Annotated in this window: 18 protein-coding genes and 2 pseudogenes; 14 read left to right on the top strand and 6 right to left on the bottom strand. The window is 72.0% G+C overall.

Going from position 1 to position 15,232, the window contains the following annotated elements; genetic code table 11:
- A partial coding sequence (locus SSOG_RS18730) for an NAD(P)H-hydrate epimerase (RefSeq protein WP_063631574.1) occupies nucleotides 1-587 on the bottom strand: 587 nt, incomplete at its 3' end.
- Between the two features lie 125 nt (nucleotides 588-712).
- Here SSOG_RS18730 and alr point away from each other — a divergent pair.
- The 4 genes and pseudogenes from alr (at nucleotide 713) to SSOG_RS18710 (ending at nucleotide 4,038) form a co-directional block, all read left to right on the top strand.
- Nucleotides 713-1,869, top strand: a pseudogene (gene alr, locus SSOG_RS18725) (alanine racemase).
- Nucleotides 1,870-1,871: 2 nt separating this feature from the next.
- On the top strand, nucleotides 1,872-3,092 hold the full coding sequence (locus SSOG_RS18720) for an alpha/beta fold hydrolase (RefSeq protein WP_009715815.1): 1,221 nt from the start codon (nucleotides 1,872-1,874) through the stop codon (nucleotides 3,090-3,092).
- 76 nt (nucleotides 3,093-3,168) lie between these two features.
- Nucleotides 3,169-3,666, top strand: a complete 498-nt coding sequence (gene tsaE / locus SSOG_RS18715) for a tRNA (adenosine(37)-N6)-threonylcarbamoyltransferase complex ATPase subunit type 1 TsaE (RefSeq protein ID WP_009715814.1) — start codon at nucleotides 3,169-3,171, stop codon at nucleotides 3,664-3,666.
- 180 nt (nucleotides 3,667-3,846) lie between these two features.
- Complete coding sequence (locus tag SSOG_RS18710) at nucleotides 3,847-4,038, top strand: hypothetical protein (protein ID WP_009715813.1); 192 nt, start codon at nucleotides 3,847-3,849, stop codon at nucleotides 4,036-4,038.
- Nucleotides 4,039-4,048: 10 nt separating this feature from the next.
- Here SSOG_RS18710 and SSOG_RS18705 read toward each other — a convergent pair whose 3' ends face one another.
- Nucleotides 4,049-4,609, bottom strand: a complete 561-nt coding sequence (locus tag SSOG_RS18705) for a L,D-transpeptidase (protein ID WP_009715812.1) — start codon at nucleotides 4,607-4,609, stop codon at nucleotides 4,049-4,051.
- A 126-nt stretch (nucleotides 4,610-4,735) separates the two neighbouring features.
- Here SSOG_RS18705 and tsaB point away from each other — a divergent pair, with 126 nt between their 5' ends.
- The 6 genes from tsaB to SSOG_RS18675 all read left to right on the top strand — a co-directional run bounded on the left by tsaB (nucleotide 4,736) and on the right by SSOG_RS18675 (nucleotide 8,608).
- Entirely contained in the window at nucleotides 4,736-5,410 is a 675-nt protein-coding gene (gene tsaB, locus SSOG_RS18700; RefSeq protein WP_009715811.1) for a tRNA (adenosine(37)-N6)-threonylcarbamoyltransferase complex dimerization subunit type 1 TsaB, read from the top strand.
- Nucleotides 5,407-5,949, top strand: a complete 543-nt coding sequence (gene rimI, locus SSOG_RS18695) for a ribosomal protein S18-alanine N-acetyltransferase (RefSeq protein WP_009715810.1) — start codon at nucleotides 5,407-5,409, stop codon at nucleotides 5,947-5,949. Before tsaB ends, rimI begins: the two co-directional genes overlap by 4 nt.
- A complete protein-coding gene (tsaD, locus tag SSOG_RS18690; RefSeq protein WP_009715809.1) occupies nucleotides 5,942-7,042 on the top strand; it encodes a tRNA (adenosine(37)-N6)-threonylcarbamoyltransferase complex transferase subunit TsaD in 1,101 nt (366 codons plus the stop codon). Before rimI ends, tsaD begins: the two co-directional genes overlap by 8 nt.
- Nucleotides 7,039-7,293 (top strand): hypothetical protein, encoded by a 255-nt coding sequence (locus SSOG_RS18685; protein ID WP_009715808.1) that lies wholly within the window; start codon nucleotides 7,039-7,041, stop codon nucleotides 7,291-7,293. The genes tsaD and SSOG_RS18685 overlap by 4 nt, the downstream gene beginning before the upstream one ends.
- Before the next feature lie 31 nt (nucleotides 7,294-7,324).
- Complete coding sequence (locus SSOG_RS18680; protein WP_039938035.1) at nucleotides 7,325-7,906, top strand: hypothetical protein; 582 nt, start codon at nucleotides 7,325-7,327, stop codon at nucleotides 7,904-7,906.
- An 84-nt stretch (nucleotides 7,907-7,990) separates the two neighbouring features.
- Nucleotides 7,991-8,608: a hypothetical protein gene (locus SSOG_RS18675; RefSeq protein WP_009715806.1), complete on the top strand. Its 618-nt coding sequence runs from the start codon at nucleotides 7,991-7,993 to the stop codon at nucleotides 8,606-8,608.
- A gap of 16 nt (nucleotides 8,609-8,624) precedes the next feature.
- Here the strand turns inward: SSOG_RS18675 and SSOG_RS18670 are convergent, their stop codons facing one another.
- The 3 genes from SSOG_RS18670 to SSOG_RS18660 all read right to left on the bottom strand — a co-directional run bounded on the left by SSOG_RS18670 (nucleotide 8,625) and on the right by SSOG_RS18660 (nucleotide 10,106).
- Nucleotides 8,625-8,948 (bottom strand): hypothetical protein, encoded by a 324-nt coding sequence (locus tag SSOG_RS18670; RefSeq protein ID WP_009715805.1) that lies wholly within the window; start codon nucleotides 8,946-8,948, stop codon nucleotides 8,625-8,627.
- 75 nt (nucleotides 8,949-9,023) lie between these two features.
- Nucleotides 9,024-9,227 carry a DUF397 domain-containing protein gene (locus SSOG_RS18665; RefSeq protein ID WP_009715804.1) on the bottom strand — a complete coding sequence of 68 codons (204 nt, stop codon included), beginning with the start codon at nucleotides 9,225-9,227 and terminating at the stop codon, nucleotides 9,024-9,026.
- Nucleotides 9,228-9,254: 27 nt separating this feature from the next.
- A complete protein-coding gene (locus SSOG_RS18660; RefSeq protein ID WP_009715803.1) occupies nucleotides 9,255-10,106 on the bottom strand; it encodes a helix-turn-helix domain-containing protein in 852 nt (283 codons plus the stop codon).
- A 158-nt stretch (nucleotides 10,107-10,264) separates the two neighbouring features.
- Here SSOG_RS18660 and SSOG_RS18655 point away from each other — a divergent pair, with 158 nt between their 5' ends.
- Entirely contained in the window at nucleotides 10,265-10,726 is a 462-nt protein-coding gene (locus tag SSOG_RS18655; protein ID WP_009715802.1) for an ATP-binding protein, read from the top strand.
- Here SSOG_RS18655 and SSOG_RS18650 read toward each other — a convergent pair.
- A complete protein-coding gene (locus SSOG_RS18650; protein ID WP_009715801.1) occupies nucleotides 10,723-11,904 on the bottom strand; it encodes a THUMP-like domain-containing protein in 1,182 nt (393 codons plus the stop codon). The two genes, SSOG_RS18655 and SSOG_RS18650, sit on opposite strands and share 4 nt — an antisense overlap.
- 59 nt (nucleotides 11,905-11,963) lie before the next feature.
- Here SSOG_RS18650 and SSOG_RS57485 point away from each other — a divergent pair, with 59 nt between their 5' ends.
- The 3 genes and pseudogenes from SSOG_RS57485 to groL form a co-directional block, all read left to right on the top strand.
- Nucleotides 11,964-12,995: a polysaccharide deacetylase family protein gene (locus tag SSOG_RS57485; protein WP_208867361.1), complete on the top strand. Its 1,032-nt coding sequence runs from the start codon at nucleotides 11,964-11,966 to the stop codon at nucleotides 12,993-12,995.
- 216 nt (nucleotides 12,996-13,211) lie between these two features.
- Complete coding sequence (gene groES / locus SSOG_RS18640) at nucleotides 13,212-13,520, top strand: co-chaperone GroES (RefSeq protein ID WP_009715799.1); 309 nt, start codon at nucleotides 13,212-13,214, stop codon at nucleotides 13,518-13,520.
- A gap of 140 nt (nucleotides 13,521-13,660) precedes the next feature.
- Nucleotides 13,661-15,232, top strand: a pseudogene (gene groL / locus SSOG_RS18635) (chaperonin GroEL); the annotation flags it as partial.

The raw sequence follows: 15,232 nt of genomic DNA, 5'->3' as shown, positions 1-15,232 counted from the left end.
CGGAGGGCGCCCCGCGTGCTCGTGGGCGGGGGTCGATGAGCAGCCCGGGGCTTGTAAGTACCGAAGGTGACGGTGGCGTCGGCGCGCACCGCCGCGCCCCGCACCTCGCCGGTGTCGGCGTCGACCCCGCTGGGGAGGTCGACGGCGACGACGGTGCCGCGGACGAGCCGGACGAGCCGCTCGGCTTCCTCCCGCAGGCCGCCCTTGCCGCCGATGCCGACGATGCCGTCGAGGACGACGTCGGCGTGCATGAGGGCACGTTCGCCCTCGTCGGCGGTCACCGCGCGTCCGCCCGCCGCGCGCAGGGCGCGCAAGCCCCCGGAGTGGGCGCGGTCGGGGGCGAGCAGGACGGCGGTGACGCCCGCGCCGCGCCGGGCGAGCCGGGCGCCCGCGTAGAGCGCGTCGCCCCCGTTGTCCCCGCTGCCGGTCAGCAGGGCGACGCGGGCCCCGTAGACCCGGTGGAGCAGGTCGGCGCAGGCGGCGGCGAGTCCGGCTGCCGCGCGCCGCATGAGTGTTCCTTCGGGCAGCCGCGCCATCAGGTCCTGTTCAGCGGCTCGTACGGTCTCGACGCTGTAGGCGATCCTCATGGCCATAGTGTCCCGAACGGAGGGCACTCCGCGCTTGGAAGCACGCATTCCGCCAGCTCACATTCAGAAACTGCGCATTCCGGTACATCCTCCGGTCCATCGATCGGCCTGAGACACTGACGGAGATGGACGAGACACCGATGCGCGCCCGTGCCGTGGTCGATCTGACCGCCCTGCGGGACAACGTTCGGGCGCTGCGTGCAGCGGCGCCCACCGCCGAGCTGATGGCTGTGGTCAAGTCGGACGGCTACGGCCACGGCGCGATCCCGTGCGCGCGCGCAGCCCGCGCGGCGGGCGCGGGCTGGCTGGGCACGGCCACGCCCGAGGAGGCGCTCGCGCTGCGCGCGGCGGGCGACCAGGGGCGGCTGATGTGCTGGCTGTGGACGCCGGGCGGGCCGTGGCGGCAGGCGATCGAGGCGGACATCGACGTCTCGGCCAGCGGGGTGTGGGCGCTGCGCGAGGCCGTCGCGGCGGCCCGCGCGTGCGGGCGCACCGCGCGCGTCCAGCTCAAGGCGGACACCGGGCTCGGCCGCAACGGCTGCCCGCCCGCGGACTGGCCGGAGCTGGTCGCCGAGGCCCTGGCCGCGGAGGCGGAGGGCACGGTCAAGGTGACCGGGCTGTGGTCGCACTTCGCGTGCGCGGACGAGCCGGGCCACCCGTCGATCGCCGCCCAGCTGACCGTCTTCCGCGAGCTGCTGGACCAGGCGGAACGGGCGGGGCTGCGGCCGGAGGTGCGGCACCTGGCGAACTCCCCGGCGACCCTGACCATCCACCGAGTCGCACTTCGACCTGGTACGCACCGGGCATCGCCCTGTACGGAATCTCGCCCAGCCCGGAGCTGGGCGTGCCCGCCGACTTCGGGCTGCGCCCGGTGATGACGCTGAAGGCGTCGCTGGCCGCGGTGAAGCGGGTGCCGGGCGGACACGGCGTCTCGTACGGGCACCGCTACGTCACCCCCGGCGAGACCACCCTCGCGCTGGTGCCGCTCGGCTACGGTGACGGGATCCCGCGGCACGCCTCGGGCACCGGCCCGGTGCTGGTCGCGGGCAAGTGGCGGACCATCGCGGGCACCGTGGCGATGGACCAGTTCGTGGTCGACCTCGGCGGCGACAGCGCACAGCCGGGGGACGAGGCGGTGCTGTTCGGCCCCGGGGACCACGGGGAGCCGACCGCGGAGGACTGGGCGCGGGCCGTGGGGTCGATCGCGTACGAGATCGTCACCCGGATCAGCTCCCGGGTCCCCCGCGTTTATGTAGGTGACCTCGGGGGCACAGGGATCTGACCATGGGCGAGGAGAGCACGGTGGAAACGGCGACGAAGGTCGCGGCGGGGGCCACGGCCGTGGGCTGGCGCCGGGGCGCCGGGTTCGCGGGAGCCGCGATCGGCGTGGTCGCGGCGGGCGCGGCGATGGGCGTCGCGCTGGAGCGGCTGACGGTCGGCCGCGGCGTACGGCGCAAGGCGCGCCTCGCCCTGGACGCGGAGGGCCCGTACGGCACCCTGCGGGGCACCCCGGGACGGGCGGTCGCCGACGACGGCACGGAGCTGTACTACGAGGTCGAGGAGATACGCGAACCGGTCGCGCCCACCCGCCGCAAGCGCCGGTTCGCCCGGCGGGCGCCCGTGGCCCCGGTGACCGTGATCTTCAGCCATGGCTACTGCCTCGGCCAGGACTCCTGGCACTTCCAGCGGGCCGCGCTGCGCGATGTGGTCCGCACCGTCTACTGGGACCAGCGCTGCCACGGCCGCTCCCAGCGCGGCTGCGCCCAGACGAACGGCACCCAGGTCGACATCGACCAGCTGGGCCGCGATCTGAAGGCCGTGATCGACGCGGCCGCGCCCGAGGGACCGCTGGTGCTGGTCGGCCATTCCATGGGCGGTATGACGATGATGGCGCTGGCCGCCCAGTACCCGGAGCTGATCCGGGAGCGGGTGGTCGGCGCGGCGTTCGTCGGCACCTCGGCGGGGCGGCTCGGCGAGGTCAGCTTCGGCCTCCCGGTCGTCGGCATGAACGCGGTGCGGCGGGTGCTGCCCGGGCTGCTCAAGGCGCTCGGCTGGCAGGTGGAGCTGGTGGAGCGGGGCCGCCGGGCGACCGCGGACCTCTTCGCGGGGCTGATCAAGCGCTATTCGTTCGGGACGAAGGACGTGGACCCGGGGGTGGCCCGGTTCGCGGAGCGGCTGATCGAGGCGACGCCGATCGATGTGGTCGCGGAGTTCTATCCGGCGTTCATCGCCCACGACAAGGCGGAGGCGCTGCCGTACTTCGACGGGGTGCCGGTGCTGGTGCTGGCCGGGGACAAGGACCTGATCACCCCGATGGAACACAGCGAGGCCATCGCGGAGCTGCTGCCCGGGGCGGAGCTGGTGATCGTGGAGGACGGCGGCCATCTGGTGATCCTGGAGCACCCCGAGGTGGTCAACGGACATCTGGCCGAGCTGCTGACCCAGGTGGTCGGCGCCGGGGGCGTCCCCGGGGACGGCGCGGGCCGCCGTTCGGCCCGGGGATGAGCCCCGGTTCAGTTGCCGTTCGGCCGGGGCCCAGGGCGAACGTAGGGCCCGGCCCCGGCCCGTACCATCGGCGGGTATGGACGTAGGCACCACACGCATGACCGTCACCTCGCCCGAGCAGATGCGGGACCTGGGCCGCCGGCTCGCCAAGCTGCTGCGCCCCGGCGATCTGGTGCTCCTGACCGGGGAGCTGGGCGCGGGCAAGACCACGCTGACCCGGGGCCTGGGCGAGGGCCTGGGCGTACGGGGCGCGGTCACCTCCCCCACCTTCGTGATCGCCCGCGTCCACCCTTCCCTGTCCGACGGCCCCCCGCTGGTCCACGTCGACGCGTACCGGCTGGGCGGGGGCCTGGAGGAGATGGAGGACCTCGACCTGGACGTCTCGCTGCCGGATTCGGTGATCGCGGTGGAGTGGGGCGAGGGCAAGGTCGAGGAGCTGTCCGAGGACCGGCTGCATGTGGTGATCGAGCGGACGGTGGGGGCGGAAGCGGAGGAGAACGACGTACGCGGCGTCGCCGTTATCGGTGTGGGCCCGCGCTGGGCGGACGAGGACCTGGCGTCGCTCGCGGGGTGAGCCGGGGTGAGCCGGGGTGAGCCGGGGTGAGCCGGGTGAGCCGTGGGGAGATTCCGGAAGAGTTTCCGACAGGCCGTCGGCATGATGTTGCGCTCTGGGCATCGGGCGTGGTCACATGGTAGGGGAAGCGCGGTTAGGCGTACCTAACCTCCTGCCCCCCGGCACCCTCAGGAGGCATCCATGTCGGCCCAAGAGCCCACTGCCCTGGACGACCCCCGGCGCGATGACCGGTCACCGTCGATGAGGGATCTGCTGGCGGCCTGTGCGGCGGCGAGCGCCGTCTCCACGCCACCGGAGGCGCCCGTCGAGGCGCCCGTCGAGGCGGAGGCACAGCAGCGTCCCGCGGACGAGCCGGAGCGCGACGCGGCGTAGCCCGGGGGCTTTACGCGATCACGACGACCTTCGTGTTCGGCTGCGCGAACTCCCACAGCGCCGCGCCGTCCGCCCGGGACTCCCGCACCGCACCCGTCTTCTTCTTCGCCCGCGGATCCGGCATCGCGCCGTCCATGGCCGCACTGAAACCGAACGTCACTCCCTCGTCCTGGTGAAACACCACGATGTGCTCCACCTGCACCCCGTCCGAGCCGACACCGCTCGGGTTGCGGGAAGTGACCTGATACGTGCCCGGATCGGGGCTCGCCGAGCTGGCGCCCACCGCGAAGGTACGGGTGGCCTTGCCGTCGGCGCCGACCAGCCAGACCCGGTTGCCGCCCACGGAGTAGACGACGCGCACGCCGGTGCCGGAGCCCTTGGGGAGCGCGGTGGACTTCTTCTCCGCCTTGTCCTTCGTCTTGCCCTTGGAGTCGGTCGCCTGCGAGCTGCGCCGCTCCTGGGTGCGGTGGTCCGGGGCGGTGGCCTTGGCCTGGTAACCGAGAAAGCCGACGACGCCCAGCGCGGCCGCGGTCAGAACGGCCACGGCGGGCCCGGTGCTGCTCCTTGGCACGGTGGCCACCCTCTCCTGTGGTCAGTACGTGCTTACCGCGCGTACGCAATATCACGACGGTAGCACCGGTGGACGGCCGCAACCGGTCCACCGCGACCGCCTCCCGCGGCGCCGTAGGCTGTCCTCGTGCTGTTGCTCGCGCTTGATACCGCCACCCCCGCCGTCACCGTCGCCCTCCACGACGGCGCCGAAGTCCTCGCCGAGACCGCCGAGGTCGACGCCCGGCGCCACGGCGAGCTGCTGCTGCCCGCCGTCCACCGGACGCTGGAGACGGCGGGCGCGGAGCTGGGGGCCGTGACGGACATCGTCGTCGGCGTCGGCCCGGGCCCGTACACCGGGCTGCGGGTCGGACTGGTCACGGCGGCCACCTTCGGCGCCGCGCTGGACGTGCCCGTGCACGGGCTGTGCACGCTGGACGGGATCGCGTACGCCGCCGGGATGGCCGGGCTCACCGGCCCCTTCGTGGTGGCCACCGACGCCCGCCGCAAGGAGGTGTACTGGGCGCGGTACGACGACCCGCGGACCCGGGTCACCGAGCCCGCCGTCGACCACCCCGCCGACCTCACCGAGCGGCCCGGCGTCGCCGGGCTCCCGGCCGTCGGCGCGGGCGCCCTGCTCTACCCCGCCGCCTTCGCGGACGTCCCCGAGGGCATGCCCGAGTACCAGTCGGCGGGCGCGCTGGCCTCCCTCGCCGCCGAGAAGCTGGGCCGTGGCGAGGAGCTGCTGCCCGACCGGCCGCTCTATCTGCGCCGCCCCGACGCCCAGGTGCCCGCCAACTACAAGGTGGTCACGCCCAAGTGACGGACACGGCTCACGAAGACGTCGCACTGCGCGAGATGCGCTGGTGGGACATCGATCCGGTGCTGGAGCTCGAAGAGGAGCTGTTCCCCGAGGACGCCTGGTCGCAGGGCATGTTCTGGTCGGAGCTGGCGCACGCCCGCGGCGGCGCCACCCGCCACTACACGGTCGCCGAGACCGACGGCCGCATAGTCGGCTACGCCGGTCTTGCCGTCTTCGACCGCACCGGCGACGTCCAGACCATCGCCACCGCACGCGACCACTGGGGCACCGGCCTCGGCGCCCGTCTCCTCGCCGATCTCCTCACCGCCGCCACCGCCTTCGAATGCCGCGAGGTGCTCCTCGAAGTGCGGGTCGACAACACCCGCGCCCAGCGCCTCTACGAGCGCTTCGGCTTCGAACCCATCGGCATCCGCAAGGGCTACTACCAGCCCGGCAACGTCGACGCGCTGGTCATGCGCCTGATCGGCCCGGCGACCACCGTCGTGAACCCCTCATCCGGTCCAGGAACATCCGTACAAGGAACGAAGACCCATGGCTGACGAACCGCTCGTCCTCGGCATCGAGACCTCCTGCGACGAGACCGGCGTCGGGATCGTGCGCGGCCACACCCTGCTCGCCGACGCGGTCGCCTCCAGCGTCGACGAACACGCCCGCTACGGCGGCGTCGTCCCCGAAGTCGCCAGCCGCGCCCACCTGGAAGCGATGGTCCCCACCATCCAGCGGGCCCTGAAGGACGCCGGAGTCGCCGCCTCCGACCTCGACGGCATCGCCGTCACCGCAGGCCCCGGCCTCGCGGGCGCCCTGCTCGTCGGCGTCTCGGCCGCCAAGGCGTACGCGTACGCCCTCGGCAAGCCGCTGTACGGCGTCAACCACCTCGCCTCCCACATCTGCGTCGACCAGCTCGAACACGGCGCGCTGCCCGAGCCGACGATGGCGCTGCTGGTCAGCGGCGGCCACTCGTCGCTGCTGCTGGCGCCCGACATCACCACGGACGTCCGGCCGCTGGGCTCGACCATCGACGACGCGGCGGGCGAGGCGTTCGACAAGATCGCCCGGGTGCTCCACCTCGGCTTCCCCGGCGGTCCCGTCATCGACCGCATCGCCCGCGACGGCGACCCCGACGCGATCGCCTTCCCGCGCGGGCTGACCGGGCCGCGCGACGCCGCGTACGACTTCTCCTTCTCCGGCCTCAAGACGGCCGTCGCCCGCTGGATCGAGGCCAAGCGCGCGGCGGGCGAGGAGGTTCCGGTCGCCGACGTCTCGGCCTCCTTCCAGGAGGCCGTGGCCGACGTCCTGACCCGCAAGGCCGTCCGCGCCTGCAAGGACGAGGGCGTCGACCACCTGATGATCGGCGGCGGCGTCGCCGCCAACTCCCGGCTGCGGGCCATGGCCGAGCGCCGCTGCGAGGACGCGGGCATCACGCTGCGCGTGCCGCGCCCCAAGCTGTGCACGGACAACGGCGCGATGGTCGCCGCCCTCGGCGCGGAGATGGTCGCGCGCGGCCGGTCCGCGTCGGCCTGGGACCTGTCGGCCGACTCCTCGCTCCCGGTGACGGACCCCCACGTCCCGGCGCCCGCGCCGCACCACCACGACCACGTTCACGAGCTGAGCCGGAAGAATTTGTACGCATGACCGTCGCCCTGATGTGGGAAGCCCGGGCCGTCGAGGGCCGCGGCGAGGACCTGCTCGCCTGGACCGCCGACCAGCCCCTCGACCCGGCGCCGCTGCGCCGTGAGACCTTCCGCGCCCCCGAGGACCGGGTGCTGGTGATCACGTGGTGGGATGGCACGTACGACACCCCGGGCCTCCCCGAACTCCCCGAGCCGGGCCCGGACCTGGTGCGCCGGGCCGTCCACCGGTGGCGCTTCGAGTCGGTCGGGTAGCGCGACCAGCCGGGCCGACACGGGACACACCATGACGCTCACCTTCACCCGCCACCGCGACTCCAAGTCCAAGCGCGACACACTGCGCCCCCGGGGCTCCGCACCCCTCCACGTGCGCCGTGGCGTCCCCGACGGCTTCCCCCTTCCCGAGGGGTGCGAGCCGCGCTTCACCATCGCCGCCGATCCCGCCGGGGCCGCGCCGCTCGCCGTGGTCGTCCGGACGGGCGAGCGTCGTCTTGCCGTACTCACCCCCGGCCATGAGCCGCTGGCCGAACTGCGCCTTCCGCAGCGGAGGAAGCAGTATCGGCCCCTGAACGAGATCCACCTGCCTGACGGGACGGTGCTGCACGGGCGGGAGGGGACGGTGCCGTCGCTTCTGCTGTGCCTGGTGCTGCTGCCGCTGGTCCTGGTGTACCTGGTCGTCATGGCACTGTCCGACATGCCCGCGGACTCCCTCGACGCCCCGCTGCGGACGGCCTGGAAACGGCCGGGTGCCCTCTTCGGCCGGGCGGCCATGACCGAGTCCGCGCGCGGCCGGTTCCGGGTCCGGGAAGGCGGGCTCGACCACCGGGTGGCGTACGCCCAGGCGGTGGCGAAGTACTGGAAGGTGTGACCCGGCGGTGGCCGGTGGCCGGGTTCCTGTGCGCCGCGGAGGAATGGAGTTCACGCCTCCGCCAGAACTGAGAGACTGCGTTCCATGACCCCGCCCGACGCACTGCCACCACCCCCGCCCGCCCCGGACCTGCGGCCCTGGCCCGACCGCGCCGGGCTGCTCGCCGACCGGGCGCGGGCGATGGGGACGCTGGCGCGGTGGTACATGGCGCCGCACCGGGCGTTGCTGCTGTGGCTGCTGACGCTGGTGTTCGCGCTGGGGTGGACGCTGGCGGTGTCGGGGTTCCAGTTCCTGGTGACCGGCCAGATCGTCGAGCACATCCTCGGCGTGATCTTCCTCGGGCTGGCCCTGGGCGCCACCGTCCCCTCCAGCCTGGGCCTGGCCTCGGGCATCCGGCGGGACGTGTTCGTCGGCGCGCGGCTGAGGGACTGGGCCGAGCTGGGGCGGGATCCGCAGACGCTGCCGCACTGGCGGGTGTCGGGCAGCGCGCTGCTGTGGCTGCTGCCGTCGCTGGTGCTGTGCTGCCTCGGGCTGGTGCTGGGGGCGTCCACGGCGATGTCGGACCTCGGCGCGGAGACGTTCGGGGTGGCGATGGGGATCGCCGTCGTCTTCGCGGTGGCGGGCGGTCTCGGCCTGCTCAAGGCGATCGGCTACTACCGTCTCGTCAACCGCGAGCTCAGCCCCGACGACGCCGAGGACTGACCGCGGCCGAATCTGATCAGTCGGACGCGTCGGACGACCGCTGGAGCGACTGGAAGCGGTGCAGCAGCTCCAGATACCGCTCGCCCAGGCTCTCGCCGCGCCGCTTCGTCGCGTCCTCGACGTGCAGCAGCATCTGCCGGACGCGCACCGCGTCCCGGTAGGCGTCCCGCTGGAGCTTCTTGTGCGCGGTCGCCGCGGGGCCCTTGAAGTCGTCGCCGAGGGTCTTCGCCAACTGGTCGAGACCTGCGACCGTCTCCTCCAGGTAACGCAGCATCTCCTCCAGATCCTGAAGGAGATCGGACAGCTCCTGATCCGATACGGACCGCTTCTCGTCACTCATGTTCCATCCCTGCCACCCTCCGGTCCGGCCCCTCAGCGGGATGATCGTGCCACGACCGGAGCCGGCCCGGAGGGACTACCCCGCAAGGTGGTCGAACTCGCCCGCTTTGATGGCGTGGAGGAGGGGCCGCAGCTTAGCGGGGGTGGTGGTCATCACGGTGCCGGGCTCGTCGCTCTCGCGCAGCGCTATGGCGTCGGGTCCTATGGAGGCCAGCTCTATGCAGGAGTTGCCGTCCCCTTGCGTGGAGTAGGAGGACTTCTGCCAATTGATCTCAGACATGTCTTTGCCTTCAGAGGTGTCTTGCCTTCAGAGATGTTGGGCGATGCCGTGGATCATGTCACGTGACTCCTTCTGGGGGAGGGTCACTTTCATCGTCCGGGCCAGCACCGCCCGGTGATTGGTCAGCTGGGTCTCGGCGTCCAGGAACATCGGGCCGTGCGCGGCGTCGAGCTGCACCGTGTCCAGCTGTGGCACCGGGCCCGAGGCATAGGTCATCGATACGCCGGAGACCGGAAACCCGCCCGCCTCGAAGGGGATGACCCGCACGGTGACATTCTCCCGTGTCGAGGCTTCCAGCAGGCTGTCCAGTTGTCGGCGCATGAGTTGCGGCCCGCCGAACCGCAGGCGCAGACATGCCTCGTGGATGATGAAGGTGCACGGCGGAGGGTCGTCCCGGTCGAGGATGTCCCGGCGCTTCATGCGATGGGACAGCCTGCGCCTCAGCTCGGGGGGTGACCATGCCGGAACGGCCTCGCCGAGCACGGCCCGTGCGTATTCCTCGGTCTGCAACAGGCCCGGCAGAAACATCAGCTCGACCACGCGCAGGCTGGTCGCGTAGTACTCCAACTCGGCGAGGTCGAGCCCGCCGGTGGCGATATGGCCCCGGTACTCCTCCCACCAGCCGCCCTTGCGCTCGCGGGTCATGGAGACGAGCGCGTCGACGTAACCGTGGTCGGGGCAGGTGTAGATGGCGGCGAGGGCCCGCACCCGCTCCTCGCTCACGCCGAAGCGGGCCAGTTCCAGGTTGGTGATGTGGGTGCGGTTGATGCCCAGCCGGTCAGCGGCCTCCTGGATGCTGAGTCCGGCGCCCTCGCGCATCCTCCTCAGTTCTGTGCCGAGCCGGACTTGACGCGCGGTCGGGACGCTTCGGGGTGGCATGGCCCTCCGTAACCCTGAAGGAGTAATTGTCGACGAAATTCAACGGGACCGTAGCAGTTGTTTGCATCGCTGCCCTACCTTGGGTGTCGTTGCCGCTACTGCGCGTTGATCGCTGTAACGGTACGCGCGATATAGGCCCGTTCGCAGGGAGTTGACCCATGGAGTCCGACTACGAGTCCGACGACCGTCCACCGCGTCGCCCGCCCGTTCCCTCCAAGGACCCGTACGTCTACACGCTCCAGAGCAACCGGAACGCCACCTCCGCCAAGGTCTGCCGGGACTTCGTCGCCGTCGTGCTGGGCTCCGTGGGGCAGGAGGGCCTGGTCGAGGTGGCCACCCTGTGCACCTCCGAGCTGGCCACCAACGCCTTTCTGCACGCCGAGGGCGACTCCCTGACGCTGCGCGTGATGATCGAGCCACCCCGCTTCCGCGTCCTGGTCTACGACGCCTCCGCCCAACTCCCCACCGCCGGTCGCCTCGCCGCCCCAGACCGCCTCCACGGCCGCGGCCTCGGCCTGGTCGCCGCCCTCGCCGACGCCTGGGGCACGGCCGACGCGGATCCGGCGGGGATGTACGCGAAGGGGATCTGGTTCGAACTCCACGCGGAGCAGAAGGGCTAAGAGGCCGGGTGCCCCAGGAGCATCGTGGGGGCGCCCGCCGAGCGGGTGAGGAGGATCGTGCAGGCGTTGCCCCCCTCCAGCCGCAGCTTCTTGCGCAGATGCTCCGGCTCGATCGCCGAGCCGCGCTTCTTGATGGTCGCGATGCCGACCTCACGCTCCCGCAGCAGCGCCCTGAGCTTCTTCAGGTTGAACGGCAGCACATCGGTGATCTCGTACGCGGTGGCGTACGGCGTCGGGCGCAGCTCGTCCGTGGTGATGTAGGCGATCGTCGGGTCGATGAGGCGGCCGCCGATGCGGGCCGCGACGTCCGCCACGAGGTGGGCGCGGATGACGGCGCCGTCCGGTTCGTACAGCCAGCGGCCGACCGGGCCGGGCTCGGGGTCGGGGAGCTGGGCGCCGAGCAGGGAGTGGCCGGTGGGCAGCAGGGTGGCGCGGCGCATGCCGGGGCGGGCGGTGCCGAACCACAGGACGGCCTCCTTCACGTTCCCCTGGTCCGAGATCCACTCGGCCTCCGCGTCCTCCGGCACCGCCTCGTGGGGAATGCCTGGCGCGATCTTGAGGGCGGCGCGCGGGGTCGTACGGGCGGCCTCGATGGCCCAGGACAGCGGCGGGGAGTACGCCTCGGGGTCGAAGACCCGGCCCCGGCCGCCGCGCCGGGCGGGGTCCACGAAGACCGCGTCGTACGACGAGGTGTCGATCCCGGTGACATCCGCGCAGCGCACCTCGATCAGCTGCGACAGGCCCAGCGCGTCGGCGTTGGCCCGGGCGACCGCACAGGTCAGTGGGTCGCGGTCGACGGCCAGCACGCTGAGCCCGGCCCGCGCCATCGCGATCGCGTCGCCGCCGATGCCGCAGCACAGATCGGCCACGCTGCGCACCCCGAACCCGGCCAGCCGGTCGGCGCGGTAGGCGGCGACGGAGGTGCGGGTGGACTGCTCGACGCCGTTGGGCGTGAAGTACATGCGATGGGCGTCCTCGGCCCCGAACTTGGGCACCGCCCGCTGCCGCAGCTGGGCCTGGGCCAGGGCCGCCGAGACCAGGGCGGCCGGATGGTCGCGGCGCAGCCGGGTCGCGGTGGCCAGCTCCCGCGCCGGGTCGTAGTTCCGGAGCGCGGAGAGCAGCGCCTGCCCCTCGTCGCCGAGCAGTGAGTCGAAGGCGTCAACGTCCACATGGCCCATTCTCCCCGCTCCGGGGAGCGCATCCGCACCCGCGTGTCGCGCGTCCGCGCACCGTAGAGATGAAGATCGCTTTTGTGATGATGATCAACGCTGGTCTTTCCAGGTGTCTGGTTCTCGCCGCCGCGGCGGCCGTCCTCGTCGGCTGCGGAACCCTCGCCGCCCCCGCGCCACCGGCCGGGGCGGGCAAGCAGGCCGCCGGGCAGCGGCAGACGCCGGGCGTGGCCGCCCCGTGGTCCGCGTCCGGATCACCCGCCGTGTCCGCGCCGTCCGGGGCGCCGCCCGGCGACGGCTCCGTACCCTCCTCGGCCCCCGCCGCGGACGACATGCGGCCACCCACGCCGCCGGGCCCGCCGCCCGGCTCGCCCCCGCGATCGCCGCGCCCGGCGCCGGGGGTCGCCCCGGGCGCGTACCACCACTGGGGTCTGGACCGGCCGCTGGACCCGCCGCCGCCCCCACCCGACGTCAAACCGCCGCTCGTGCCGGACGGGGAGCAGCCGCCGGGGCTGCCGCCGGTCATCCGTCAGGTGGCGACCACCGATCGGGTGGTTTTCCTGACGATTGACGACGGACTGGAGAAGGATCCGCGCTTCATCGACCAAGTCCGCGACCTCGGGCTGCCGTTCACCCAGTTCCTGACGGACCAGGCCGTCGACGGCCAGTACGACTACTTCGGGGAGCTGCACCGGCTCGGCGGCGGCATCGGCAACCACACCCTCACCCACCCCAGCCTGGCCGGGCAGGACTACGGCACCCAGGTGCAGGAGATCTGCGGGCAGCAGGAGAACCTCCGGAACCGGCTCGGCGTCCAGCCGCGCCTCTTCCGCCCGCCCTACGGGGAGTACGACGAGACCACCCTGCGCGCGGCGGCCGACTGCGGGCTGGGCCCCGTGGTGCTGTGGCGCGCCGAGATGGAGACCCAGGGGCTGGTCTACCGGTCCGGCGGACGGCTCCAGCCGGGGGACATCGTGCTCGCGCACTTCCGCGGCCCGGAGCAGCTCGACGGGCACACCATGACCGAAATGATCACCGAGCTGCTGCGCGAGATCCAGGCGCAGGGCTTCGCCGTGGCGCGGCTGGAGGACTACGTCTGAGGGGCGGCATCCGGGGCGTCCGTGCGGTCCGGCGGCGCCTCGCTTGGCACTCTGGTTGACGGAGTGCTAACCGCGTCATAATGTCAGGGCTGGCACTCGGCACCACTGAGTGCCAAACACAGCGACGGGCAGGTCCGGCACCCGCGACGACGGATCCACCTGGTCGCCACCTCAGACAGTTAACCCCGTGAGATCTCCGAAGGGGGAGGTCGGATCGTGACGACCGCCAGCTCCAAGGTTGCCATCAAGCCGCTTGAGGACCGCATCGTGGTCCAGGCCGTCGAGGCCGAGCAGACCACGGCCTCCGGCCTGGTCATCCCGGACACCGCCAAGGAGAAGCCCCAGGAGGGCGTCGTCCTGGCCGTCGGCCCGGGCCGTTTCGAGGACGGCAAGCGGCTTCCGCTCGACGTCTCCGTCGGCGACGTCGTGCTCTACAGCAAGTACGGCGGCACCGAGGTGAAGTACAGCGGCGAGGAGTACCTCGTCCTCTCGGCTCGCGACGTCCTCGCGATCGTCGAGAAGTAATCACCGAAGTCTTGCCTTGAGCCGCGCCCCGGTGCCCGTGTCACAGATACCCGGGGTCGGGGCGCGGTTCGTTTTTTTGACGCGACGGCGGCTGCCTCCGTACGGCGGCCGAGGATCGCAATGAGAGGACATACGCAACCATGGCGAAGATCCTGAAGTTCGACGAGGACGCCCGTCGCGCCCTTGAGCGCGGCGTGAACAAGCTTGCGGACACCGTCAAGGTGACGATCGGCCCCCGCGGCCGCAACGTCGTCATCGACAAGAAGTTCGGTGCTCCGACCATCACCAACGACGGTGTCACGATCGCCCGCGAGGTCGAGGTCGAGGACCCGTACGAGAACCTTGGCGCCCAGCTCGTCAAGGAGGTGGCGACCAAGACCAACGACATCGCGGGTGACGGCACCACCACCGCCACCGTGCTGGCCCAGGCGCTGGTCCGCGAGGGCCTGCGCAACGTGGCCGCCGGTGCCTCCCCGGCCGCCCTGAAGAAGGGCATCGACGCCGCCGTCAAGGCCGTCTCCGAGGACCTGCTGGCCACCGCCAGCCCGATCGACTCCAAGTCCGACATCGCCGCCGTGGCCGGGCTGTCCGCCCAGGACAAGCAGGTCGGCGAGCTGATCGCCGAGGCGATGGACAAGGTCGGCAAGGACGGTGTCATCACCGTCGAGGAGTCCAACACCTTCGGTCTGGAGCTGGACTTCACCGAGGGCATGTCCTTCGACAAGGGCTACCTCTCGCCGTACATGGTGACCGACCAGGAGCGTATGGAGGCCGTCCTCGACGACCCGTACATCCTGATCCACCAGGGCAAGATCGGCTCGATCCAGGACCTGCTGCCGCTGCTGGAGAAGGTCATCCAGGCCGGCGCCAGCAAGCCGCTGCTGATCATCGCCGAGGACGTGGAGGGCGAGGCCCTGTCCACCCTCGTCGTCAACAAGATCCGCGGCACCTTCAACGCCGTCGCCGTGAAGGCCCCCGGCTTCGGTGACCGCCGCAAGGCCATGCTCGGCGACATCGCCACCCTCACCGGTGCGACCGTCATCGCCGAGGAGGTCGGCCTCAAGCTCGACCAGGCCGGTCTGGACGTGCTGGGCACCGCCCGCCGCGTGACCGTCACCAAGGACGACACCACCATCGTCGACGGCGGCGGCAACAGCGACGACGTGGCCGGCCGCATCGCCCAGATCAAGGCCGAGATCGAGTCCACGGACTCCGACTGGGACCGCGAGAAGCTCCAGGAGCGCCTCGCGAAGCTGGCCGGTGGCGTGTGCGTGATCCGCGTCGGCGCGGCCACCGAGGTCGAGCTGAAGGAGAAGAAGCACCGTCTGGAGGACGCCATCTCCGCGACCCGCGCCGCGGTCGAGGAGGGCATCGTCTCCGGTGGTGGCTCCGCTCTGGTCCACGCCGCCAAGGTGCTGGAAGGCAGCCTGGGCAAGGAGGGCGACGAGGCCACCGGTGTCGCCGTCGTCCGCCGCGCCGTCGTCGAGCCGCTGCGCTGGATCGCGGAGAACGCGGGCCTCGAGGGCTACGTCATCACCTCGAAGGTCGCCGAGCTGGAGAAGGGCCACGGCTACAACGCCGCGACCGAGGAGTACGGCGACCTGGTGAAGGCCGGCGTCATCGACCCGGTCAAGGTCACCCGCTCCGCGCTGGAGAACGCCGCCTCCATCGCCTCTTCTGCTGCTCACCACCGAGACCCTGGTGGTCGAGAA

Origin of the sequence: Streptomyces himastatinicus ATCC 53653, from assembly GCF_000158915.1 — a bacterium.
Classification (GTDB): Bacteria; Actinomycetota; Actinomycetes; order Streptomycetales; family Streptomycetaceae; genus Streptomyces; species Streptomyces himastatinicus.
Note: the sequence above shows the minus strand (reverse complement) of the source record. Positions and strands in the feature narration are given on the sequence as shown.